The following is a 23,181-nucleotide window of genomic DNA, read 5'->3' on the forward strand; positions in this document are numbered from 1 at the left end:
ATAAAAAATTATTTAACAAATGCTGCTGATTGTTTACCTGATTCACGACCAAAAACAATAATATCTCCTACTGAGTTACCACCGATTCTGTTTTCACCATGTAAACCACCAGTTACTTCACCTGCTGCAAATAAGCCAGGAATCGCTTTACCATCTTTGTCTAATACTTCTGTCTTAGCGTTAATTTTCACACCACCCATTGTATAATGAATACCTGGTGCAATCTTAATCGCGTAGAATTCTTTACCTTCTAAAGCATTATCCATACCTGTTTCACGCTTAAATTCAGTATCTTTTTTATTAGCTACTGCATCATTCCATGTTTTTACTGTTTCAGCTAATGCTTTTTCATCTATTTTTAGCTCTTTAGCTAATCCTTCAACAGATTCAGCTTTTGTTACGAAACCTTGTTTTTCATAAAAATCAATTGCTTTCACACGTTCTTTAACACCTGAATCAAATACTAAGTAAGATGATTTTTCTTTTAAAGCATTTTCTGCAGCTGATACATTGTCACGTGTATCCATTTCATTGACGAAACGTTTTCCTTCTTGAGAAACTAAAATAGCCCCTTCACCACGAACAGCTTCACCAATTAAAATACCATTGTCTTGTTGAACAGTTGGGTGAATTTGGATTTGGTCCATATCAACTGTTTGTCCACCCATTTTTTCAATCATCTTAATACCGTCACCTGTACTACCTTCAGAGTTAGTTGTTACATAACCTTTTAAGTCAGGATTTCCAGCTTCTAGCATTTCAGGATTAGCTCCGTATCCACCAGTTGTCACAACAACTGCTTGGCTTTTAACTTCTTTTTCAGTTCCTTCAACGTTTACTTTAACACCAGTCACTTTACCATCTTTTTCAGTTATTTCAGCTACATCAGCGTTAACAAATAAAGGTATTTCTTTTTCAAATACATTTTTAGTTAAACCATCTACTAAATAACCACCTACAGCTGAACCATCTTCTGGACGGTGAGTTCTTTTTTCACTCATACCACCAGTAATAGTTAAGTTATTTAATTTGATTCCCATTGAATCTAACCAATCAATGGCATCAGCTGAATTATCTACGTAAAAACGTAATAATTCTTTATCATTAGTTCCATGTCCACCTTTTAAGGTTTCTTCAAAGAACTTATCGTTACTATCTTCAATTCCTTCTTCTTTTTGAAATTTAGTTTCTGAAGCGTTCATTCCACTTGAAGATTTCAGTGTGTTACCACCAGCTACAGGCATTTTTTCAAAAATTACTGGATTTTTTCCTGCATCTTTTGCCTCTATTGCAGCAGCCATCCCTGCTCCACCAGCACCAACAATAATCATGTCATACTCATCCTTCATTTCTTTTGGATCAGTATAACCTTTCTCAGACGCACCAGTTGTCACTTCTGTACTTGTTTCTTCTGTCTTTTTACTACTTTCTTTTGTACTAGCATTTTTGTTACTGCCACATCCAGCTAATAAAAACATAACAGCTAGACTTGTTGTCACAGTTTTTAATACTTTGTTTTTCATTGGTTTCCCTCCAAAGATTGTGATTTACATAACTTATTTACACATAGAGTGTACAATGACTCACAATCTTTTTCAACCCTTTTTAATAATTTTTTCACATTTGAAAATAAAAAAGTGATGAGAAAACCCATCACTTTTCAAGATTTATTTGATTCAAATATAACTTACTTAACTCTTTACACCTTTCGACAGAACTGGTTAACTCACCACCAACACTTATCGCAACAGCCCCTGCTTCTAGCCAGTCATTAGCATTGTTTCCATTTATACCACCACTAGGCATAATATTAACTTGAGGTATTGGTCCTTTGATATCTTTTATGATTCTCGGTGAAAACTGAGATGCTGGAAACAGTTTTATTATATCAATTCCTTCCATCAGTGCATTTTTCATTTCATTAACTGTCATACAACCAGGAATATATGGAATTTGGTAATAATTACATACCTGTGCTATCTCTTTATCAAATACTGGACTCACAATAAACTCTGCTCCTGCCTGAATTGCCAGTAAGGCCATTTCTTTTTCAACAACAGTTCCTGCTCCAATAAATGATTGTACTTGATTCTCATTATTTTCTGTCAATTCTTTTATTAATTCCAAAGCATTTGGTGTCGTTAAGGTTATTTCAATAGTAGTAATCCCAGCTTCAATCAATGTTTCAGTTATTTTTTTCGCTTCTTCTTTACTATCTTTCCGTATAACAGCAACAATTCTTGCCTCTTTTAATTTAAGTAGTCTTTCAACTTTTTTCATATACGTTACTCCACATTCACATGACTATTATAGGCATCTTCATTTGAAGTATTGTCTCGATTAGCTAACATTAAAGTTATCATATCTAATGTGATATGAACCGTTTGATCAAATAAAGAAGACAATAGTTGTTGAGAAGCAATTCCTGATCCTGTTTTAGTCGCTCCAGGTACAATAACAGCACAATCAGCAAGTTTAGCTAAAGGCGAATTTTCCTCGCTTGTCACCGCGATAACTTTTAATCCTTTTTGTTTAGCAATTTCAGTATCAGCAACTATTCCTTTGGTTGTTCCTGATCCTGAAATAGCAACCCAAACATCATCTTTTTGAATTGCCGGTGTAATTGTTTCGCCCATGACAAAAACTTGATAACCAATATGCATCAGTCTCATGGCAAAACCTTTTCCTTGGAATCCACTTCTTCCTGCGCCTGTAATAAAAATACGTTTGTCTTTTGTGATAAATTTAAGAACATTACTTACTTGTTCTTCATCAACTAAATCCATTACTTGATTAATCTCTGATAGTATTACTTCTTTAAAGGTCATTTGTTTTTCTCTCCATAAATTTTTTAGCCTCAGCCACAATGTTTTCTGCTTTAATAATATTAGAGCCCACTACAACTTGTTCTATTTTCGTTTTTTGTTTTAACTCTTCTAAATTGTTTAATGTAATCCCACCAGCAATTGCCGTATGAGTTAAACTTGGAAATTTTTTCTCAAATTCTAAAACACTATCAACTACTTGCCATTTACCAAGCTTATCCACCGAATGATGCAAACAAAAGATAGCTTCTTCAAACTCTAAGAGTTTTTCAATTTTCTCATTCGATACTTCAAGTAAATCAATCATCATTTGTTTACCGAATAATTGACTTGTTTGATAACAAACTCTTATTGTTTCTATAGATGAAGCCCCCATAACAGTCAATATATCAGCCCCTTGAGTGAATCCTTGTTTAAATTCATATTCACCTTCATCTATTGTTTTAATGTCGATTAACAGCTCACTCTTAGTCGCTGCTTTTCTTAACTCCTTCATTCCCACAATTCCGTAATCTTTCACTAAAGAAGTACCCATTTCAATAACATCTACTACACCGTCTAATTGAGTGACCAGTCGAGTAGCTTCTTCTAAGCTGACGCGATCAATTGCTACTTGTAATTTCATCATAATGCTCCTGATTCTCTTTTATAAATTGTTTATATTCTTCTAAAGTTGGATAACCATCACTATCCCCTGGACTCTGTACTGCTAACGCGCCTGTTGCACTTGCTCGAATCACAGCTTCTTTTAATTCTTCTCCATCTAATAAAGCACTAATTAATCCAGCTGCAAACCCATCTCCTGCTCCTACTGTATCGACTACTTTTTCTACTGGAAAACCAGGAACTACAAATGTTTCACCTGATTTTTCTTTTACATAAGCCCCTTCTTCTCCTAGTTTAACAATCACTGTATGAGTGTTAGCCCCATTTGCCAAATAAAAATCGGCAATTTCTTCTGGATTTCGACTGCCCATTAAGATATCAGCTTCATTAATTCCTGGTAAAATAATATTGGCATGAGAAGCTAATTCATTAATCGTTTCAACCATTATTTCTTGGCTCTCCCAAAGTTGTGGTCTAAGATTCGGATCAAAACTGGTTTGAATGTTATTTTCTTCTACTAAATTAACTAAATATCTAAAGCTTTCTAAAGCTGTTTGAGAGATTGCTGGAAAAATACCAGAAAGATGAACAAATTTAACCTTTGAAAAATCGATATTATCTAATACGTTCTTTTCAAAATGTGCTGCGGCTGATCCTTCTCTAAAGTAATGAATACTTGGATCCCCCTGACTTACTCGGTCTTTTAATTGAAAGGCTGTCCAATAATCACTTGTTTCTGAAATATAATCTGTCCCAATATCATTTTTTGAAAGTTCCTCTTTGATAAATTCACCAAAAGGATCTTTGCCAAGAGCTGTAATATATTGTGTGCTATGTCCAAATCTTGAAACACCTACTGCAACGTTTACTTCAGCTCCTGCTAAAAACTTTTGAAAATACTTTGATTCAACTAAACTTTTGTCTACTTCTTCAGACCCAAATAATGTAATTGGTTCTCCAATTGTTAAAAATTCACTCATGTTAATTTCCTCCATCTATTTTTTTATAATAAGTAATAAACTGCTACTAAATTAATAACCGTCGCTAACCAAGCCCATGGTAGACCAGTTACTAAGAATGTTTTAGTTTCTAACTCTGCATATTGAACTGACCATAAATTCCATGATTGAGTGATACAAGATGAGATTCCCATCATGGATGGTACAACTAACAAACCGTATAAGAAATATTGATCAAACATTCCTGTACCAACCAATATTGCTGCTGTTGCAGCTCCTGCTCCATATAACATCAAAGGTCCTCTAAAGTAAGATAAAGGAGCAAGTATGGCGATAATCACAATTAAAACTAATTTGCTACTTGGTAAAATCGTTTGGAAAATTTCTGTAAAACCACTCATGGCATGAATCGCAGCTGATTGAAACATAGTTAAGACAAATAACATAATCAGTAAACCTGCAATATCGCTGATAGCATGCTTTGCACTATCATTCATCATTTTGACAAACTTGCCGTAATTCTTCATGTATCCGGTTGCAAAGAAAGCTAATAAAATCGAAATTAGTAAAGCTGGAACGGCATCCCATTTGGCAAATATACTCAGAAGAACTGGAAGTATTGGTAAAATATAGGTGAATTTAGAAACTTCTTTTGTACTAGATTCTGCCCCCTCAACTAAAATTGGTTTGCCATTTTTTATTTTTTTAGCATTAAAAAGAATAAAAAGGATAACAATGACAACTTGAACTAACATTGCAACAAAACCAAATTTTTGATAACGAGCTCCCCACTCGACTTCAGGGAAAAAAACTTGAAACTGAACAAATAAAACGTTATTAACATACATCGCTGCACCAATTGATAAAGTGAATATTGTTACAGCAATATTTTTAGGAACTCCGATAGAAAACATAATTGGTAAAAGAATAACGCCAACTGCAATGGCTGACCCAACACCATAAGAACTTGTAAAAATAAGAACGATAACTAAGGAAATAAGAATTGTTGCTAGTACTGGACTTTTCTTTCCAACAATCTCCGTTTTGCGACTAATACTCCCAGCAATTCCTGTATCTACTAGAACCCGTCCAAACCAAGAACCAAAAATAATATAAGCTGCTGTTTTACCATAATTTAAAACAGGATCAGTAAATATTTCTTTAATGGCTGTGTTAAATGGAACTTGTCCGATAATCGTCCACAAAACTGCCATGACGAAAAAGCCAACTGTTAGATTGCCACCCTTCATTGCATAAACCACGAAGAAAACAAATGTGATGATTAAAAGTATCCCTGTCACTAAACTTGTCATTACTAACCCTCCTTTTAATATTGATTCAGTTCACTTAATATTCTTTGATAAATAGAGCCATGCTCTTTTGATTCGCTAAAAAATTCATTTTCTAATTTATTAAATTTTTCTGCTATGTAGTAAGCAGTTAAATAGGCTGCTAATGCTTCTTTAGCTAAATCTTCCATCTCATTTTCAACTAAATCTTTATGATTCAATTGATTCATAAATTGATAAGCAAATTTTTCAGGATTGATTGTTAATCTTTCTTCCATTTAGAAACACTCCTCTAATAATTTCTTAGCTTCTATAATCTCTTCACTAGTTTCAGTAGGGTACTCTATTGCTACTGGTACATCATTAGGTAACATTTCCAGTACACTACGCCATTTAATTTCCCCAGAATCTAATTTAACGGCTCTTTTTTGATGATTGACTTCTTCAACATCTTTTACATGAACGTATGTGACAAATGGTGCTAATAACTTGGCTGCTTCTTCTTCATGCTCTCCAACAAAACGCCAATTTCCTAAGTCATAGACATAACCTATTGCTACCTCTTCTTTTTGTACCGCTTTCATAAATTCGTGAATCGCTTTCATTTTGCCTGATACTTGTGTTTGATCATTTTCAATATTTATCTCAATCCCTTTATTGGTTAATTGATTAAGAGTTGATAGATTTCCCTTAAAGTTAGCAAAATCACCAATGTTCCATTTAATGTGTTTAACACCTAATATTTTGGCTTCTTCTAAATAATCAACTAATTTAGGATTGATTTCTCCATTAACAAAAACTTCATCAGGTACACTATAAAATAACTCCAAATGATGATCATCCACTAATTTTTTAATCTCTGCAGCTTCTTTTTGAATATCTTTAAAGTATTCTCTGCGAATTTCTAAAGCCTTGAAGCCTAAATTCATTCCTTTTTCTATTAACTCTTTTTGTAATTTTCCTTCTGTAACATCCTGATTAAAGACTAATAAATTAAGCACTAAATTATCCATTTTTTCCCGTCCTTTCAATTAGTTAACCGGTTTCCTTAATTAGATAGTAAACCGGTTTCCTAATTAAGTCAACACATAAAATATTAAAGAACATCTTCTTATAAAAATAAAAAACCGTTTCCCTTTCAAAAGGAAAACGGTTTCTATTATCTTATGATTTCAAATTAATTATTAAATAACACTTTTACAAAGAGCCTCTATTAGTTATTTTAGATTTTATAATGTCAATTTCTATTTTTACTTCATTATTTTCTAAAAGAGAAAGGATTCTTTTCGCTGACTTCTCTCCGATTATTTTAGTTTGTTGTTCAATACTCGTAATTCCAGGGCCAACTAAAGCAGACATTTGCCAATCATCAAATCCTACAACTCCTATATCTTCTGGGATTTTTATCTCTTCTTCAATAAGAATCGTTAAGCAGTCCATTAACACACGACCATTAGAAGCAAAGATTGCTTCTTTTTGAGGGCTAGCGGCTATTTTTTTTAGCTCATCTCTTAATGACATCTTTTTAGTTAATTCAATTAATTTAACTTCTTTTTCTGCAGCTAAAATGACTTCTCTTACAGATTGATATCTCACTTCTCTTGTAATAATATCTGAGAGTGGCTCACTAATAACAGTAACACAATCATAGTTTTTTTCTAAAATGAGTTGACTCAACTGTTTCGTAGAATCACTGTTGTCTGCTGTAACAAGAGGAAACAATAGTGGCTCTATTTCTCTATCTACTAACAGGACAGGAATTCCTGTTTTTTGAAGAAACTGATACTTAGCACCATTCCAAGAAGATGCTTGTAGAATAATCCCTTCTACTTGTTGATCTAATAATTTATTTAATAAATCTTGTTCCTGTTCAATAGAATTAGCAGCATCCATAATAATCATTTGATAGCCTGCTTCACCTAAAACTTCGCCAATTCCCTTTAATAATAATGATGAATACATATTAGAAATATCGGCTACAATCACACCAATTAAGTAACTTTTCTTTGATTTAAGAGCTTGTGCTTGCTTATTGGGACGATAATCTAATTCCGCAATAACTTCTTCAATTCTTTTTTTAGTTTCCTTTGACATTTTCCCGTAGTTACCATTTAAATAGCGAGAAATTGTTGCTTTAGAAACACCAACTTGTTCAGCAACATCTGAAATAGTGATATTTTTTTTCATGTTCTTCACCTCAAATTAAATCTTCATTTCCTATTATCCTTAATAACTAAAAGGATAGCAACTAGAATATAAAAAACAATTGCCTACGGAGTCTTATAACTCTTTTAAGCAATTGTTTTTTATTTTTTAAACGTTACTTTCTTTTATCACTTCAATAATTGTTTTAGTAGCAGTTTCCATAGCTTCTAAAGTAATAAATTCGTATTGACCATGGAAGTTTTCTCCACCTGTAAAAATATTAGGTGTGGGAAGTCCCATAAATGAAATCTTAGAACCATCCGTTCCACCTCTAAAAGGCGTGATAATAGGTTCAATTCCTAATTTTTTCATGGCACGAACAGCGATATCAACAGAACGCATATCTTTTTCAATGATTTCTTTCATATTATAGTATTGATCTTTAAGCTCTATTGTAATACGTGGTCGATCTAATTCTAAGTTTAACTTCTCAACAAGGGCAACAAGATTAGCTTTTCTACCTTCAAACAATTCTTTATCATGATCACGAATAATATAAACCATCTCAGCTGATTCAATGCTACCATTAAAATCATGTAACAAATAGAAACCTTCTCTGTCTCTTGTTTTTTCTGGTACTTCATCTTGAGGCAAACGTTGATCAATTAAATTTCCTACTTTAATGGCATTAACCATCATGCCGTAAGCTGTTCCAGGATGGACACTTGTTCCGTCAATTTTAATGACAGCTTGGGCTGCGTTAAATGTTTCATATTCAAAATGTCCTACGCGTCCACTATCTATGGTATAAGCAAAATCAGCAGGGAATTTACTCACATCAAAATGATCTGCTCCTTGGCCAATCTCTTCGTCTGGTCCAAAAGCCACCCAAATATCACCGTGTTTTTCATCTGGATTAGCAAGAAAATAGTCAATTGCTCCTAATATTTCTACAATTCCAGCCTTATCATCTGCTCCTAAAAGTGTGGTACCATCTGTTGTAATTAATGTTTCTCCCACATAATCTTTAAGATTAGGAAACTCATCAACTTTCATCACAATATTTTGTTCTTCATTCAAAAGAACATCCTCACCATTATAATTATGATGAACTTTAGGAGTAATATTTTCTGCATTAAAATCAGCTGTATCTAAGTGGGCAATTAAGCCAATACTAGGATAGCCTTCTTCATTTTTAGGTAAAACAGCCGTTAGAAAACCATTTTTAAAGTTGTAATCAATTTTTGATAAACCTATTTTTTCTAATTCATCTTTTAACACAAATGCAAACTCTTCTTGAGATTTAGTAGTGGGGATAGTTGGATTACTTGCATCTGATCTCGTATTTATTTTGACATAAGTTAAAAAGCGTTCTAATAATGTTTCCTTCATTTAATACTCTCCTTTTATTCTGCTACTTCAGCATTTCTTAGGAAGAAATAACCTCCATATAAAGGATATTCAACCTTTTTAATGTTTGGATTTACTAAGTAATTTGAAGCACTTTGGTACACTGGAATGTGAGCTGCATCTTTTTCTAAAAGAATCGTTTCAGCTTTTTTATAGTCTTCAAATTGTTTGTTGCTATCATTGGCGTTTTTAGTTTTAGCATCTACTACTAATTCAGTATACTCTTTATTGTTGTAGTTACCATAATTATAAGATGAGTCGTTCACATACAAGTTAAAATAAGAATCTATTTCGCTACTACCTGCAATCCATCCTGATAAAGAAATTTCATAGTCTTTGTCTCTTCTTGATTGGTTAACATTGTTTGAAGGTTGTAAATTAACAGCTATTTTTAAGCCTTCTAAATTTTCTTCTAGTTGAGACTGAATATACTCAGATACTTTTTTACCTTGATCTGTGTCCGCTGCTAATAAATTAACTTCTACTTTGTTTCCAATTTCTTTTTGAGCTTCTTTCCAAAATGTTTGAGCTGCTTTTAAGTCATAAGTTAAGTAATCTCCTGAAAACTCACGGTAGTCTTGTTTTGTTTCTGGATTAGAGTAAAGTCCAGCTGGAACAAGTCCATTTAATGGTTTTGAACCATCTGCTAAGACACTTTCTGTTAATGCTTCTTTATCGATTGATAAAGCAATTGCTTTTCTTAAATTAAGGTTGGCTAATGGGGAGCCTTCTTTTTTATTGAAATCTAAAAAGCTATTAGCAACATCATTAAATGTCACGTAACCAGGTAAGTTACTATATTGTGCGACATTTTGACCACTGATACGAACTAAATCTAATTCTTCACTTTCAAATAAATTGATTCCTGTATTTTCTTCTTTTAAAGTTTGTACCGCAATTTCTTCTAGTTTAACTTCTTTTGCATCGTAGTATTCTTCATTTTTTTCAAGTTTCCATGTATCACTTGTTCCGTCCCACTCACTTAATACAAATGGACCATTGTAAAGAATTGAGTCACTATTTGTGCCATACGCTGCTCCTGTTTTTTCAACATAGGCTTGTTGTTGTGGGGCTAACCAACCAATAGCGATCACTGATAAGAATGATGGTTGTGGATTTTCTAAAGTCACCTTAAATTCATTATCTGAAACAGCTTTAAAACCAACCTCGTCAATCTTTTTCTCGCCATTTCTCACAGCTAATCCATTTACGACATTATCTAATAAATAAGCATTTGGTCCTTGGGTTTCTGGATTTAATAGACGTTTCCAGCTGTACTCAAAGTCTTGTGCTGTAATGGTATCGCCATTACTCCATTTCGCATCTTCCCTTAGTTTAAACGTGTATTCTTTTCCATCTTCACTAATATCTATTGTCTCAGCAATACCTGGAACAGGTGTTGTTTTTTCATCAAAACGTGTTAACCCTTCAAACAGATGTTGGACCATTGTAAAGGTGTTTTTATCAGTTGTTTGAGTGGTATCCAAAGTTGAAATTGGAGCTGGTGTACTTATTGAAATACTTTGAGCAATTTCTGTTGTTTCTTTTGATTTTGACGATTGATTGGTTTCAGTACTCCCGTTACCACAAGCGCCTAAGATTAGAGAAAGTGTGACAATACTGCCTAACAAAATATTTTTTTTCATTGTAAAATCTCCTTTTTCGGTCAGTAAAGTCTCAAAAAGAGTATAAAAAAAGAATCCTTGCCCTGTTAAAGGACAAAGATTCTCTCTTTGCTACCACCTTTTCATCAAAAAGCGCCTGCTTTTTCCGGTACTATCATACCATTGTGCGTTAACAGGCACCCCCGTATAGGTTTAAATTAGTCAACCTATCTGTTCAAAGGCCATTTTCACCGTTAATTCAGCTATCTCTTTTCACCAACCGAGACTCTCTTGGAACTTCCTTAACAGTTACTTTCCTTTTCAATACATTTACTCAGACCATTATTTTATTTGTTAAGAGATACAATAACAAATATTATTTAGGTCGTCAACTATTAATTTTTTATTCTTTCATCTCTAAGAATTTGTACTCATAGGATGCTCCTGCACTATGACTGATGTAACCTGACATCTTAGGATTTCTTAAATGAGCTTCAACTACTTGGTAAATTGGGATAATTGCTGCGTCGTCTTCTAAAAGAATTTTCTCAGCATCTAAATAATTTTGCCAACGTTCTTTCTCTTTAACAGCATTTGTTGTTCTAGCTGAATCGATTAATTTGTCATAGCTTTCACTTGAATATAATCCTCGGTTGTAAGCATTTCCTGTTACAAATAAATCTAAGAATGAACTCACATCTGTGTAGTCAGCGCCCCATGCTGTTACTACTAAATCGTAGTCACCTTTTTCAATACTAGTACGATCCAAACGAATTGGCTTAGTTACTGCTGTTACAGTTGTTTCAATGCCTAGAATCTCTTTATAAGCACCTTGCAGATATTCAGCTAATTTCTTAGTTGAATCATTATCATCTGTTAAAATATCAAAAGTAAACTTATCTTTACCAGTTTCTTTTTTAGCTTTTTCAAGGTACTCTTTTGCTTTTTTCTCATCAAATGATTTATAAGCACCAGACTCTTCTACGAAGTCTTTTCCTGTTTCAGCATTCACTGATAGGCTGCTTGGCACAATGCCGTTAACTGCTTGTGATCCATCACCTAACACAGTATTAACAATTGTTTCATTGTCCACTGCATAAAAGAGTGCTTTTCTAAAATTTAAGTTATCAAAAGGAACTGTTTTACTCTCTTTGTTCATGTCTAGATAAACAACTCGACCATCTTTATCCCCTACAAAACCAGGATCTTCAGCATATTGCTTAGCTAATTCTCCAGAGATAATAACATCATCCAACTGACCATCTTCATACAAGTTAAGAGCTGTAGAAGCTTCTTTCACAACCGTTGCATGAATTTCATTAATTTTTACGGCATCTTTATCCCAGTATTCTTCATTTTTTAAGTATTTCCATTCAACGTCTGAACCTGGTCCATCAAATTCAGCCAGTGTAAACGGACCATTATAAACAGCCGCTTCACTTGTATTTGAAAAATCTTTTCCAAATTCTTCAACAGCTTTTTGATTTAATGGGAAAAATGTTGGAAAGGCTAATAAGGAATCCATATATGGAATCGCATTGTCTAACGTAATTTTAACTTCATAATCACCAACTGCCTCAATCCCCAACTCTTCAGGTTTTTTATCACCTTTCATAATAGCTGCACCATTTTTAACGTTTTCAATTAAAAAGGCATACTCAGATGCTGTTTCAGGATCAATTACTCGTTGCCAAGCATATACATAATCTTTTGCTAATACAGGATCTCCATTTGTCCATTTTGATTCTTCTCTTAATTTTAATGTGTAGGTTAACCCATCTTCACTTACTTCAGCTAGCTCTTTGGCTCCTGCTGGTTCTGGTTTGTTATCAGCATTCATACGGTAAAATCCTTCATAAATCTGGTTTAAAGCCCCAAAACTTACTTTATCCGTTGCTCGAGCTGAATCTAAGCTGGCAATTTCTTGAGGAATACCAAATTTTGCCACTTGCTCAACTTTCGCATCACCCTTACCTGAACTTGAATTATCTTGTGCCTTCTTATCTCCGCCTCCTGAACAAGCTGCTAATAAAATAGCTGAGCTCATTAAGAAAACACTCCCCAATACTTTTTTATATGTCATACAATCAAACCCCTTTTTTGTTATATAACGACTAGTTTATTATATAAATTAGAATAAAGCAACTTATTTTTAATCTTACTCTAATTATTTATTAATAATACTACTATAAAAAAGAAGAGATCAACAATCTGTTGTCTCTTCTTTTCAAGATAATTAATCTTAGTTAGTCACCTTTTTATTCCGATACTGTTAATGTTTTGTAAGTCATTGTTGAACCAAATAAGTGACGTGTGATTCCTGATAGATTTTCATTCACCATTTGACCACGATATTGTTGGAATAAAGGAACAATCGCTGCATCTTCTTCAACCATTAATTTCTCAGCTTCCATCAATGTTTGCCAACGTTTAACAGGATCATTCCCGTATTTATTAGCTGCATCATCCATTAAAGCGTCGTACTTAGGATTTGTGTAACCACTGTTATTACCTGTAGTTAAGTTACCTAAAAATGAAGTTGGATCTTGGTAATCAGGTGCCCAAGTTCCCATTGCAATTTCATAGTCACCTTTTTTAGTTAATTCAATCGTATTTTGTTGTGGAACTGTTTTAATTTCTAGTTTTAATCCAGGTAGTGATTCTTCTAACTGACCTTGAATATACTCAGCAATTCGTTTGTCGCTGTCTCCATCTTTAGATAAGAATTCAACTGTTACGTCTCCGTCCAATTCTTTTTTAGCCTTATCTAAATACTCTTGAGCTTTTTTCGTATCCGTTTTAGCTACATCTCCAGCTTCCTCACGGTAATCAACACCAGTATCAGGATTAGAAACAAAACCATATGGTACATAACCATACACAGGTTTAGATCCATCAGCAACAATACTTTCTGTTAATGTTTCTTTATCTAAACCATAAGCAATTGCTTTTCTAACATTTTCATTAGCAAAAATAGATGGTTTACCATTTCTAACTTGATTTAGTTTTAAATAATAAATTTTTGACGTTTGAACTGCTTGGAAATTTGGATTTTCTTTATTATTTACTGCTAAATCACCACTAATTGTGGCAATATCTAACTCACCTGACTCAAATAAATTATAAGCTGTATTAGCATCTTTAATTACTTCAAAGTGTAATTTATCATTTTTAACGTCTGACACATCATGATAATCAGGATTTTTTTCTAAATCCCAACTCATTGATGCTTGGTTCCAGTCCTTAATGGTATAGGCACCATTTGAAACAATAGCGTCACTTGACGTTCCATATTCTTTTCCTTTTTCCTCAACATATTTTTGATTTTGAGGGAAAAATGGTGTGAATGTTAGCATCGAAGTAAAATAAGTAACTGGTTTTTCTAATCGAACTTCTAATGTATAATCATCTTTGGCTTCAATTCCTAGTTCTTCTGGTTTTTTATCCCCATTAATAATGGCTGTTCCATTCTCAACAGTTCCGTCTAATAAGAAAAAATAATTGGCTTGATTAGCTGGATCTGCCATTTTTTGCCAAGCAAATACAAAATCATGAGCAGTAACTGGGTCTCCATTCGTCCACTTACTATCTTCTCTTAATTTGATTGTATATGTTTTTCCGTCTTCTGAAATTTCTGGTAAATCTTTTGCAACTGCTGGTAAAATATTATCTTTATCATCCAATTGGTATAGTCCTTCAAACACATTTGCTTGCAGATTTACACTTGCCTCGTCTTGTGTAAAAATAGTATCTAGTGAACCAATTTCAGTTTGTTCCATCAGATTAATTGTTCGACTAGCACTAGATGTCTCTTCTTTTTTAGCTCCCTCTTTTTTAGGAGCTTCCTTACTCCCACAACTAGCTAATAATAAACTCCCCATAATAACAATACCTAACTTCATATATTGTTTTTTCTTCATACTTAACACACCCCTTAATTTCTTAGTCTAATTCCTTCATCTCCACTAATTCTTGATTCACATCTAAGTAAGCATAAGGTAATCCCTGTCCCTCATACTCAAATTCTCCCCGTTGATTATCAATTGGGTCAGCTCGTAACTCTTGTTTTGGTGGGTTAAAATCTTGTTGAATAGCTGAATTAGCAACCATTCTAAAGATGTCTAAATTACCAAAATAATAATTCCAACGATCTAATTTTTTGTTACGATAAGCGCCACCTGCAAATGATAAATCTGCATGTACCCAACCATATGGTGCAACATAAAATTGCGCCCAGTCATGACAACCTGTGTAATGACTTGATACGTATAGACCCGATTGCCATTTTGCAGGAATCTTACTCATACGGCATAAGGTAATGAAAAGAATCGCTTGAACACCACAATCTCCTTTGAGATTAATAGCGGCATATTCTGAAATATTATCAATAGTAAAATATTCTCTCATGAAAGAATAGTTCACTTTTGTCGTCACAAAATCGAATATCTTTCGAGCTTGAATAATAGGATTCGTTTCTCCCTCTAGTATTTCAGTTAACAACGCTTTTAAATAAGGCGTAAAAGCCATATGTGGCAACACTTCTTCTAAATCCGTATCAATATCACAAGCTTCAACTTTACTTGGATCCAACTCTCGGTAAGGCATTGTATGAACATAACTATAAGTTACCTCAAAAGATTGATTTTCTTCTAGAATCGTTTCAAAGTAAACTGTTCGCTGAGTTGAATCAGCTGGTGCTATAAAAGTAGCTTCTGGAGAAGTTTTTAATATTTTAATATCTGAATTTTGGTCACAGGCTTGTGGAATAGGTAAATAAACTTTTACCTTTTCACCAACGCGCTCAAATTCTTTTTTTACTTTTATCGATCCCTTAATCGTAATTTCTACTTGGCGTCCACCTTTTTCTTTCATTAACACAACATTTTCATCTAATTCTTGTTGTCTTAAAACTTCGACTGCGTTATCTTCTGAAGAAATACGACGAGCGCTGTAATTAGCTTGGGTTTTAAATAAATTGTCTAAGAATCGACGTTGGAATTTAACTTCTCCATCTACATAAATCCAATCGACTTTACCTGTATTTCTTAAAGTAGTCAGCTCATCTTTGGAAAAATCTTTGATATCGGCTTTCATCATAGCTATGGCTTCATCAAATGAATAAGGATACTCATTAATGCCCATCATCTTTAAAATATCTTTTTCTATTTCCAACCTTTTCCTTAAAGCAAAAGGCGTTGAGTCTCTCTCTATTAAAAAATCAATTAAAGCATTGGCTCCCTTAAAATCACCATAATGTTTTAATTTTAAAACATCTTCTGGCAAGGGAGTGCTCATATAGGATAAATCATATTTCATTGTTTAACCTCCTATTCCTAAACCAATTGAATGACTCACAGTAATATCTTTGTTTGCTTCTAATGAGACCCCACCTGGTAATACGACTTCTGTTAAACCAAATGTCGCGTCTAAATCACATCTTGTAATATTTTTTAAACCACTAGCTAAATGGGCTGCGGCTGTGACAGCAATATTGGTTTCTTCAGCCATACAACCAATCATACATTCAATTCCAGCTACCTCACAGATTGAACTTATCTTAGCTGCTTCATATAAGCCACCACATTTCATTAACTTGATGTTAACAAAATCAACTGCTTCCATTCTAACTAGTCGTAAAGCATCTTTTGCTGTAAAACAACTTTCATCAGCCATAATAGCTACTTTAGAATGATCTCTAACAAATTTTAATCCTTCTAAATTATGAGCTTTAACTGGCTGTTCTACTAACTCAATGTCATATTCGCTTAAACGGTCAATCATTTGAACTGCTTGTTTCGGATTCCACGCTTGATTAGCATCTAATCGTAATTTAGTGCTTGTTCCAACTGCCTCACGAATTTGTTTAATACGTTCCACATCAAGTTGCTCATCGACACCAACTTTAATTTTTAAGGTATTAAAACCATCTGCTACATGTGATTTTGCTTTAGCTGCCATAACTCCAGCTTCATCAATACTAAGTGTCATATCTGTTTCAATTGATTCACGGTACCCACCAAATAGTTGTGCGATAGATTGGTTAGTCACCTTACCAATAATGTCATGAATCGCAATATCAATAGCCGTTTTAGCAGAGGGCGCATGAGCTGCAACACTATTCATTAAAAAATAAATCTTTTCAAAATCTAAAGGATTGCAACCAATTATCACTTTTCCAATTTCACGAATACATTCTGCTGTTCCTTCTAAGGTTTCTCCTGTAATTAAAATACCTGGAGCCCCTTCACCAATTCCAACAATCCCTTCATCTGTTTCAATCTTAACAACAGCACTCATCGCATACTCAATCTTACCTAATGAGATAATTAACGGTGATTTTAACTTAATCGCTTTTGAAGAAACACTGACTTTTGTGATTTTCATAAAAACACTCCTTGTTAACAAATGGTTAAATTTGCATTATTTTTTAACTAATTGTTAACAATACTAATCTGATTAAGAGAACAAGTCAATAGTTTTATTAAAAATAAATTAAAATAAAGTTAACGTATTTTAATTTGTTGTAATTAAAAAGACTTTACGTCATAATACGATATGAAAAGAAAAATATAAATTCGAAAAGGATGTCTATTATGGACTTTAAACATCTGAAAGAAATCAGGAAATCAAAACACATGACCTTAGCAACTTTAGGTGAAAAAACCGGTTATACAGCAAGTTTTTTATCTCAAATCGAACGTGGACTTAACCGTCCCTCTATTGAAGCTCTTAGAAAAATATGTGATGTCTTAGAAATAGAGGTGGCTTCTCTTTTAGCTAGTCATGATGATGTGAATCATTCAAGTGGCATTGAAACCTACAATGGTTATAAAATTTTTAGAGAACCTAAAGAAACCTTGTATCAACCATGGCAATCTAGTGCGACTTATTACCACACTCTTTTTAATATGCCGATTCACTCTGAAAATATGATTGTTTCTAAAATTATTATTGACGCTCATTCATCCTCAAGTGGCCAACTTATTTCTCATAATTTAAGTGAGATTAACTATGTAATTAGTGGTGAAGCGACGATTGACTTAACAGGGGAACAACAATTATTACACGAGGGAGATGCTATTTATCTAGAGCCTTTCACGAATCATAACGTAAAAAACGACACCGACCTTCCTTTAGTTTTATTTACCCTACAATTCTAAAAAAAAGAGTGTTGTAAGTTTATCAACTTACAACACTCTTTTGGTTATTAATTACTTAAATCTTCCCCATTTGTAGAGATTACTTTTTTATACCAGTTAAATGATTTTTTAGGTGTACGTTTTAATGTTCCGTTCCCTTCATTATCCCGGTCTACGTAAATAAATCCGTAACGTTTTTTCATTTCACCTGTTCCAGCACTTACTAAGTCAATACATCCCCAAGTCGTATAGCCAAGTAAATCAACACCATCTAATTCAACTGCGTCTTTCATAGCTTGAATATGTTCAGCTAAGTAAGAGATACGGTAATCATCTTCCACATAGCCATTCTCATCAGGTGTATCCACTGCTCCTAAACCATTTTCTACAATAAATAATGGTTTTTGGTAGCGGTCATATAAATCATTCATTGTCACTCGTAAACCAAGTGGGTCAATTTGCCAGCCCCATTCACTTGCTTCTAAGTATGGGTTTTTAACTGAAGCAAAAATATTTCCAGCTGTTTGTTCTAATAATTCTGCATCAGTTGTTTGAACACGTGATGAATAATAAGAGAATGAAATAAAATCAACAGTATGAGTTTTTAATAACTCTTTGTCTCCTTCTTCCATTTTAATATTGATTCCGTTACGTTCCATTTCTTTTAAAGCGTACGCTGGATATTCTCCGCGTGATTGAACATCAATAAAGAAGTAGTTTTCACGGTCAGATTTTTTAGCTGCCCATACATCATCTGGTTTTGGTGTATATGGATAGTTAGTTCCTGCTGCAAGCATACATCCTACTTGGTTTTCAGGGTCAACTTCATGAGCTATTTTAGTGGCAATCGCACTAGCTACTAATTCGTGGTGAGCTGCTTGATATTTCACTTGCTCTTTGTTTTCGCCTTCTTCAAAATAAAGTCCAGCTCCCATAAATGGTGCATGTAAAATCATGTTAATTTCGTTAAACGTTAACCAGTATTTAACTAATCCTTTGTAACGATTAAAAATTACGCGACATAGATTTTCATAGAATCCTACTAATTCACGACTTCTCCAAGCACCGTATTTTTCAACTAAGTGCATTGGGCAATCAAAGTGAGTAATCGTTACTAATGGTTCAATCCCATATTTACGACATTCTTTGAATAAATCTTCGTAAAATTTCAGACCTTCTTCATTTGGTTCTGTCTCATCACCCTTAGGGAAAATACGACTCCATGCAATAGATAAACGGTATGTTTTGAATCCCATTTCTCCAAACAATGCAATATCTTCTTTGAAGTGTGTATACATATCAATTGCTTCTTTAGCTGGGTAAAAATGATCCTCATCAAAGTTAAACATTTTCATTTCCCCTGTAATAACTGGGAAGCGATCTTTACCAGTTGGAGCTAAATCCACGTTTGCTAAACCACGGCCACCTTTATCATAGCCACCTTCACATTGATTCGCAGCAGTAGCGCCGCCCCATAAAAAGTCTTTTCTAAAGCCCATTAATATTACCTCCGTCTTTCTTAAAATAAGTCATTGTAAGGTTATTTGGATAAAAAGAAAAACCTAACCTTTCCAAAAAAGAGTACAAAAAGTCCTTCTCTTTAGAAAAATTAGGTTTAGCCAACTTAATGTCACTATCCATTTTGTTAGTCGCTTACAAAAATAATACTAACAAGATATTAACAAAAAGTCAATGATTCTCTAGATTAAGACTTTTGACATAAAAAAACTGATGACCATCTAATCATCAGTTTTTTCGTTTATATCATTTCTAATTGTTTGATAGCATCCATAATAATAGTTGTCGATATGTTCTGAGGAAGTAATAACATACACTCATCTGTCTCAGAAAAATTAGCTACTATTTCCATCTCTTTTTCTGCTACTCCAAAATCTTTGTATTTAGATGGTAAACCTAATTCTTGATAAAATGGCAATAGTTTATTTATTTCTTCCCATTTTTCTTCAATGGCTAATTGAACTAAGATACCATAAGCTACTTTGTTGCCATGTAGGTATTTATCTGTTCCTGGAATTAGCGTTAAGCCATCATGAATACTATGAGCACCAGATGTTCTTCCATAATGGTCACCAAATCCCCCGACCATACCCGCTAATAAAATATTGGTTTCAATAATTTGAGTTAATTCATATGACAAAATCCCCTCTTCTAAGTCTTTTAAACCTTTTCTACTATTAGCTAGTAAATTATCTAAACAAGATTTAGCTGCAAATTGAGCTACTTGAAGTTCAACACTTGGATTTTTAATAGCTGATAATACAGGATCAGACTCATACCATTTAGCTAACGTATCTCCAATTCCTGCTACTAAGTATTCCTTAGGCGAGTTAACAATAACTTCTGGTGCTACTAACGTTAAACTAATTGCTTGTTCCAGAATTTTAAAATCAATCATTTCATGTTGTTCATTATAGACAATACTAACTGGCGTATACGCCGCGCAAGTAGAAGCTAAAGTTGGTAAACAAATGCTTTTTATCTTTAATTCATTGGCAATTAACTTACCTAAATCTAATACTTTACCTCCACCAACAGCAACAATTCCATCTATTTTTTCTTCTATAATAAATGACTTAAATGTTTCTGCTATATCAAAACGGCATTCGTTCTGGTAATGCTTGAAAGTCGTTTTTACTTTCTTTAATTCTGGGAAAAAAGAGTTAGCTACCTCCCAAGATTGTTTCCCGTGCAGAACTAAACAATGGGTTATTCCTCTTTTTATTAGGTGCTCTTCTAATTTATCCCAAGCACCAACTTCACATATATATTCTTCTGGCGCTCCTCTTACTATCAATGTTTCCATATCTCTTATCCAGCTCCTTTATTATTAGCTACTCATACAATAAACGTTTTATGCATATTTTTCAATAAATATACACAAAAATATGCAATTATTCATTTTTTTCTTGTGTATTATTCATGAAAGTTGTATAATTCAATCATCGACAAATTAAAGGAGAACATTATATGCTTAATAAACTAAAAAAACACGTTACATTAGCACTTATTTTTATATTCGCATTTTTAGGGCAAGGCTTATCTCATGCAGAAAGCACGGACCCAACCTTAAAAAAAGTGCAAGACAAAGGAGTCTTAACAGTTGGTCTTTCAGCTGACTATGCTCCTTATGAATTCCATGCAACAGTTGATGGAAAAGATAAAATTGTAGGAATGGACATTGATATCGCTCAAAAAATTGCTGACGATATGGGTGTTAAATTAAAAGTGGAAGAATATGGATTTGACGCTTTAATCGGTGCTTTAAAAACTGGAAAAATAGATATGATTATTTCTGGTATGTCGCCAACCCCTGAAAGATTAAAAGAAGTAGATTTTTCAGACCCTTATATGACAGTCGAACAACGTGTTGTCGTTCGTAAGAGTGATGCTGGTAAATACGATGATATTAACAGCTTACAAGGATTAAAGGTTGGAGCTCAAAAACAAAGTACACAAGAAGAACTTTCAATCAACGAATTACAAGCTGATACTGTTTCATTACAACGTTTACCTGATATTATGATGCAATTACAAAATAATAAAATTGAGGGAGCTGTTATTGAAGGCCCTGTTGCTGAAGCTTATATCTCTCAAAACTCTGCCTTAGCTTTTTCAGATATTAAATTTGAAGATGGAACAAAACAAACAGCCGTTGCGATTCCAAAAGATTCAACTGAATTTGCTGATTCAATTAACCAATCAATTAAAGAAGTCTTAGATGAAGACTTAATGAGTGGTTATAAAGAAGAAGCTTACGCTTTAATGTTCAATGAAGAATCATTCTTAAAAAAATATTTACCTTACTATGTTAAAGGGACTGCTTACACTGTATTCTTAGCTTTTGTTGGTGTATTTTTCGGAGCTATCTTAGGAGCTATCCTTGCTTTAATGAAACTATCAACAAACAAATTACTTAAAGGCATTGCATTTGTTTATATTGAGTATGTTCGTGGAACACCTCTACTCGTTCAAATCTTTTTAGTGTTCTTTGGTTCAAATGTTATCGGTTTAGAATTAAGTGCTTTAACAGCTAGTTGTTTAGCTTTAATCTTAAACAGTGGTGCTTATGTAGCTGAAATTGTTCGTGCCGGTATTAACGCAGTGAACAAAGGACAAACAGAAGCGGCTAGATCTCTTGGTATGAATCAAGCTCAAGCAATGCGTCACATTGTTTTACCACAAGCAATTAAAAATATTTTACCTGCACTAGGTAACGAATTTGTAACAGTAATTAAAGAATCTTCTGTTGTATCAGTTATTGGTGTATCTGAATTAATGTTCCAATCAGGTGTGGTTCAAGGAGCAAGCTTTAAGCCATTCTTACCTATTATGATTACGTCATTAATCTACTTTGTTTTAACATTTACATTATCTAGAATTTTAGGTGTAGCTGAAAGGAGAATGGCTAATGATTAACATTAAAGGCTTAACAAAAACATTTGATAAAAATGAAGTATTAAAAGGAATTGATTTAACGATTAATCAAGGTGAAGTGGTTGTCGTTATTGGCCCTTCTGGAAGTGGTAAAAGTACCTTTTTAAGATGTTTAAATCTTTTGGAGCAACCAACAACAGGAACCATTGATTTTGAAGGAACTGATTTAACAAATGCCAAAACAGACATCAACCAGCTTCGTCAAAAAATGGGTATGGTGTTCCAAGGATTTAACTTGTTTCCTCATAAATCAGTCCTAGAAAACTTAACCATAAGTCCGATTAAAGTTAAGGGTGAATCTCCTGCTGATGCAGAGAAAAAAGCATTAGAGCTTTTAGAACGCGTTGGCTTAAAGGATAAAGCTGAAAGCTATCCTTCTTCTCTTTCAGGTGGACAACAGCAACGTGTGGCCATCGCGCGCGCCTTAGCTATGAATCCTGATGTTATGCTATTTGATGAACCGACTTCGGCTCTTGATCCTGAGATGGTTGGTGAAGTTCTTTCTGTTATGAAGGACTTAGCAAAAGAAGGGATGACAATGGTTGTAGTAACTCATGAAATGGGCTTTGCTCGTGAAGTAGCAGATCGTGTCATTTTTATGGCAGAAGGCATTGTTCAAGAAGATGGGAAACCAGAAGAAATTTTTACTAATCCACAAAATAGCAGAACACAAGACTTTTTAAGTAAAGTACTATAAAATAAAACAAAGGTATTGCTACCTTTGTTTTTTATTGTTAGATAAAAGGAGG

The 23,181-nt window shown here is 33.6% G+C and carries 20 protein-coding genes and 1 other annotated feature; of the genes, 3 read left to right on the plus strand and 17 right to left on the minus strand.

Translation table 11 applies throughout. From position 1 onward, the window contains the following. Nucleotides 1-8: 8 nt before the first annotated feature. The 15 genes from ACODH8_RS07810 to ACODH8_RS07880 form a co-directional block, all read right to left on the minus strand. Complete coding sequence (locus ACODH8_RS07810) at nt 9-1,523, minus strand: flavocytochrome c (protein WP_332466260.1); 1,515 nt, start codon at nt 1,521-1,523, stop codon at nt 9-11. A 130-nt stretch (nt 1,524-1,653) separates the two neighbouring features. Next, complete coding sequence (locus ACODH8_RS07815) at nt 1,654-2,280, minus strand: bifunctional 2-keto-4-hydroxyglutarate aldolase/2-keto-3-deoxy-6-phosphogluconate aldolase (RefSeq protein ID WP_332466261.1); 627 nt, start codon at nt 2,278-2,280, stop codon at nt 1,654-1,656. 5 nt (nt 2,281-2,285) lie between these two features. Then, nucleotides 2,286-2,828 carry a 6-phospho-3-hexuloisomerase gene (gene hxlB, locus ACODH8_RS07820; RefSeq protein ID WP_332466262.1) on the minus strand — a complete coding sequence of 181 codons (543 nt, stop codon included), beginning with the start codon at nt 2,826-2,828 and terminating at the stop codon, nt 2,286-2,288. Continuing rightward, a complete protein-coding gene (locus ACODH8_RS07825) occupies nt 2,818-3,450 on the minus strand; it encodes an orotidine 5'-phosphate decarboxylase / HUMPS family protein (RefSeq protein ID WP_332466263.1) in 633 nt (210 codons plus the stop codon). The genes hxlB and ACODH8_RS07825 overlap by 11 nt, the downstream gene beginning before the upstream one ends. Then, nucleotides 3,428-4,411 (minus strand): sugar kinase, encoded by a 984-nt coding sequence (locus ACODH8_RS07830; protein ID WP_332466264.1) that lies wholly within the window; start codon nt 4,409-4,411, stop codon nt 3,428-3,430. The genes ACODH8_RS07825 and ACODH8_RS07830 overlap by 23 nt, the downstream gene beginning before the upstream one ends. Before the next feature lie 23 nt (nt 4,412-4,434). Continuing rightward, a complete protein-coding gene (locus ACODH8_RS07835) occupies nt 4,435-5,703 on the minus strand; it encodes a gluconate:proton symporter (RefSeq protein ID WP_332466265.1) in 1,269 nt (422 codons plus the stop codon). Between the two features lie 14 nt (nt 5,704-5,717). After that, nucleotides 5,718-5,957: a hypothetical protein gene (locus ACODH8_RS07840; RefSeq protein WP_332466266.1), complete on the minus strand. Its 240-nt coding sequence runs from the start codon at nt 5,955-5,957 to the stop codon at nt 5,718-5,720. Then, nucleotides 5,958-6,692 (minus strand): sugar phosphate isomerase/epimerase family protein, encoded by a 735-nt coding sequence (locus ACODH8_RS07845; RefSeq protein WP_332466267.1) that lies wholly within the window; start codon nt 6,690-6,692, stop codon nt 5,958-5,960. A gap of 184 nt (nt 6,693-6,876) precedes the next feature. Further along, a complete protein-coding gene (locus ACODH8_RS07850; RefSeq protein WP_332466268.1) occupies nt 6,877-7,866 on the minus strand; it encodes a LacI family DNA-binding transcriptional regulator in 990 nt (329 codons plus the stop codon). A gap of 126 nt (nt 7,867-7,992) precedes the next feature. Beyond that, the gene (pepT, locus tag ACODH8_RS07855) at nt 7,993-9,216 is read right to left on the minus strand and encodes a peptidase T (RefSeq protein WP_332466269.1); all 1,224 of its coding nucleotides are present in this window, start codon (nt 9,214-9,216) and stop codon (nt 7,993-7,995) included. A gap of 14 nt (nt 9,217-9,230) precedes the next feature. Then, nucleotides 9,231-10,880: a peptide ABC transporter substrate-binding protein gene (locus tag ACODH8_RS07860; RefSeq protein WP_332466270.1), complete on the minus strand. Its 1,650-nt coding sequence runs from the start codon at nt 10,878-10,880 to the stop codon at nt 9,231-9,233. 65 nt (nt 10,881-10,945) lie between these two features. After that, nucleotides 10,946-11,172 (minus strand) — a binding site (T-box leader). Between the two features lie 69 nt (nt 11,173-11,241). After that, a complete protein-coding gene (locus ACODH8_RS07865; RefSeq protein WP_332466271.1) occupies nt 11,242-12,921 on the minus strand; it encodes a peptide ABC transporter substrate-binding protein in 1,680 nt (559 codons plus the stop codon). Between the two features lie 175 nt (nt 12,922-13,096). Continuing rightward, nucleotides 13,097-14,758: a peptide ABC transporter substrate-binding protein gene (locus ACODH8_RS07870; RefSeq protein ID WP_332466272.1), complete on the minus strand. Its 1,662-nt coding sequence runs from the start codon at nt 14,756-14,758 to the stop codon at nt 13,097-13,099. A gap of 22 nt (nt 14,759-14,780) precedes the next feature. Further along, on the minus strand, nt 14,781-16,154 hold the full coding sequence (locus tag ACODH8_RS07875) for a transglutaminase-like domain-containing protein (RefSeq protein WP_332466273.1): 1,374 nt from the start codon (nt 16,152-16,154) through the stop codon (nt 14,781-14,783). A gap of 3 nt (nt 16,155-16,157) precedes the next feature. Next, nucleotides 16,158-17,222: a dipeptide epimerase gene (locus tag ACODH8_RS07880; protein ID WP_332466274.1), complete on the minus strand. Its 1,065-nt coding sequence runs from the start codon at nt 17,220-17,222 to the stop codon at nt 16,158-16,160. A 209-nt stretch (nt 17,223-17,431) separates the two neighbouring features. On the opposite strand from ACODH8_RS07880, the gene ACODH8_RS07885 reads away from it, so the two are divergent. After that, nucleotides 17,432-17,998 carry a helix-turn-helix domain-containing protein gene (locus ACODH8_RS07885; protein WP_332466275.1) on the plus strand — a complete coding sequence of 189 codons (567 nt, stop codon included), beginning with the start codon at nt 17,432-17,434 and terminating at the stop codon, nt 17,996-17,998. Nucleotides 17,999-18,045: 47 nt separating this feature from the next. Here ACODH8_RS07885 and ACODH8_RS07890 read toward each other — a convergent pair whose 3' ends face one another. Then, nucleotides 18,046-19,476 (minus strand): 6-phospho-beta-glucosidase, encoded by a 1,431-nt coding sequence (locus ACODH8_RS07890; RefSeq protein ID WP_332466276.1) that lies wholly within the window; start codon nt 19,474-19,476, stop codon nt 18,046-18,048. A 260-nt stretch (nt 19,477-19,736) separates the two neighbouring features. Next, complete coding sequence (locus ACODH8_RS07895; protein ID WP_332466277.1) at nt 19,737-20,801, minus strand: iron-containing alcohol dehydrogenase family protein; 1,065 nt, start codon at nt 20,799-20,801, stop codon at nt 19,737-19,739. A 164-nt stretch (nt 20,802-20,965) separates the two neighbouring features. Between ACODH8_RS07895 and ACODH8_RS07900 the strand changes: the two genes are divergently transcribed. Further along, nucleotides 20,966-22,414 (plus strand): ABC transporter substrate-binding protein/permease, encoded by a 1,449-nt coding sequence (locus ACODH8_RS07900; RefSeq protein WP_332466278.1) that lies wholly within the window; start codon nt 20,966-20,968, stop codon nt 22,412-22,414. After that, on the plus strand, nt 22,407-23,129 hold the full coding sequence (locus ACODH8_RS07905) for an amino acid ABC transporter ATP-binding protein (RefSeq protein WP_332466279.1): 723 nt from the start codon (nt 22,407-22,409) through the stop codon (nt 23,127-23,129). The genes ACODH8_RS07900 and ACODH8_RS07905 overlap by 8 nt, the downstream gene beginning before the upstream one ends. The last annotated feature ends 52 nt before the right edge of the window (nt 23,130-23,181 follow it).

Source organism: Vagococcus fluvialis (assembly GCF_048815235.1).
GTDB lineage: Bacteria > Bacillota > Bacilli > Lactobacillales > Vagococcaceae > Vagococcus.

What these genes read in the sequence shown, in the direction of transcription:
- ACODH8_RS07875 (WP_332466273.1), bottom strand. Translation starts at nt 16,154, where the DNA reads ATGAAATATGATTTATCCTATATGAGCACTCCCTTGCCAGAAGATGTT.
- ACODH8_RS07830 (WP_332466264.1), bottom strand. Translation starts at nt 4,411, where the DNA reads ATGAGTGAATTTTTAACAATTGGAGAACCAATTACATTATTTGGGTCT.
- ACODH8_RS07850 (WP_332466268.1), bottom strand. Translation starts at nt 7,866, where the DNA reads ATGAAAAAAAATATCACTATTTCAGATGTTGCTGAACAAGTTGGTGTT.
- ACODH8_RS07810 (WP_332466260.1), bottom strand. Translation starts at nt 1,523, where the DNA reads ATGAAAAACAAAGTATTAAAAACTGTGACAACAAGTCTAGCTGTTATG.
- ACODH8_RS07880 (WP_332466274.1), bottom strand. Translation starts at nt 17,222, where the DNA reads ATGAAAATCACAAAAGTCAGTGTTTCTTCAAAAGCGATTAAGTTAAAA.
- ACODH8_RS07835 (WP_332466265.1), bottom strand. Translation starts at nt 5,703, where the DNA reads ATGACAAGTTTAGTGACAGGGATACTTTTAATCATCACATTTGTTTTC.
- ACODH8_RS07870 (WP_332466272.1), bottom strand. Translation starts at nt 14,758, where the DNA reads ATGAAGAAAAAACAATATATGAAGTTAGGTATTGTTATTATGGGGAGT.
- ACODH8_RS07895 (WP_332466277.1), bottom strand. Translation starts at nt 20,801, where the DNA reads ATGGAAACATTGATAGTAAGAGGAGCGCCAGAAGAATATATATGTGAA.
- ACODH8_RS07885 (WP_332466275.1), top strand. Translation starts at nt 17,432, where the DNA reads ATGGACTTTAAACATCTGAAAGAAATCAGGAAATCAAAACACATGACC.
- ACODH8_RS07845 (WP_332466267.1), bottom strand. Translation starts at nt 6,692, where the DNA reads ATGGATAATTTAGTGCTTAATTTATTAGTCTTTAATCAGGATGTTACA.
- ACODH8_RS07905 (WP_332466279.1), top strand. Translation starts at nt 22,407, where the DNA reads ATGATTAACATTAAAGGCTTAACAAAAACATTTGATAAAAATGAAGTA.
- ACODH8_RS07815 (WP_332466261.1), bottom strand. Translation starts at nt 2,280, where the DNA reads ATGAAAAAAGTTGAAAGACTACTTAAATTAAAAGAGGCAAGAATTGTT.
- hxlB (WP_332466262.1), bottom strand. Translation starts at nt 2,828, where the DNA reads ATGACCTTTAAAGAAGTAATACTATCAGAGATTAATCAAGTAATGGAT.
- ACODH8_RS07825 (WP_332466263.1), bottom strand. Translation starts at nt 3,450, where the DNA reads ATGAAATTACAAGTAGCAATTGATCGCGTCAGCTTAGAAGAAGCTACT.
- ACODH8_RS07840 (WP_332466266.1), bottom strand. Translation starts at nt 5,957, where the DNA reads ATGGAAGAAAGATTAACAATCAATCCTGAAAAATTTGCTTATCAATTT.
- ACODH8_RS07890 (WP_332466276.1), bottom strand. Translation starts at nt 19,476, where the DNA reads ATGGGCTTTAGAAAAGACTTTTTATGGGGCGGCGCTACTGCTGCGAAT.
- pepT (WP_332466269.1), bottom strand. Translation starts at nt 9,216, where the DNA reads ATGAAGGAAACATTATTAGAACGCTTTTTAACTTATGTCAAAATAAAT.
- ACODH8_RS07860 (WP_332466270.1), bottom strand. Translation starts at nt 10,880, where the DNA reads ATGAAAAAAAATATTTTGTTAGGCAGTATTGTCACACTTTCTCTAATC.
- ACODH8_RS07900 (WP_332466278.1), top strand. Translation starts at nt 20,966, where the DNA reads ATGCTTAATAAACTAAAAAAACACGTTACATTAGCACTTATTTTTATA.
- ACODH8_RS07865 (WP_332466271.1), bottom strand. Translation starts at nt 12,921, where the DNA reads ATGACATATAAAAAAGTATTGGGGAGTGTTTTCTTAATGAGCTCAGCT.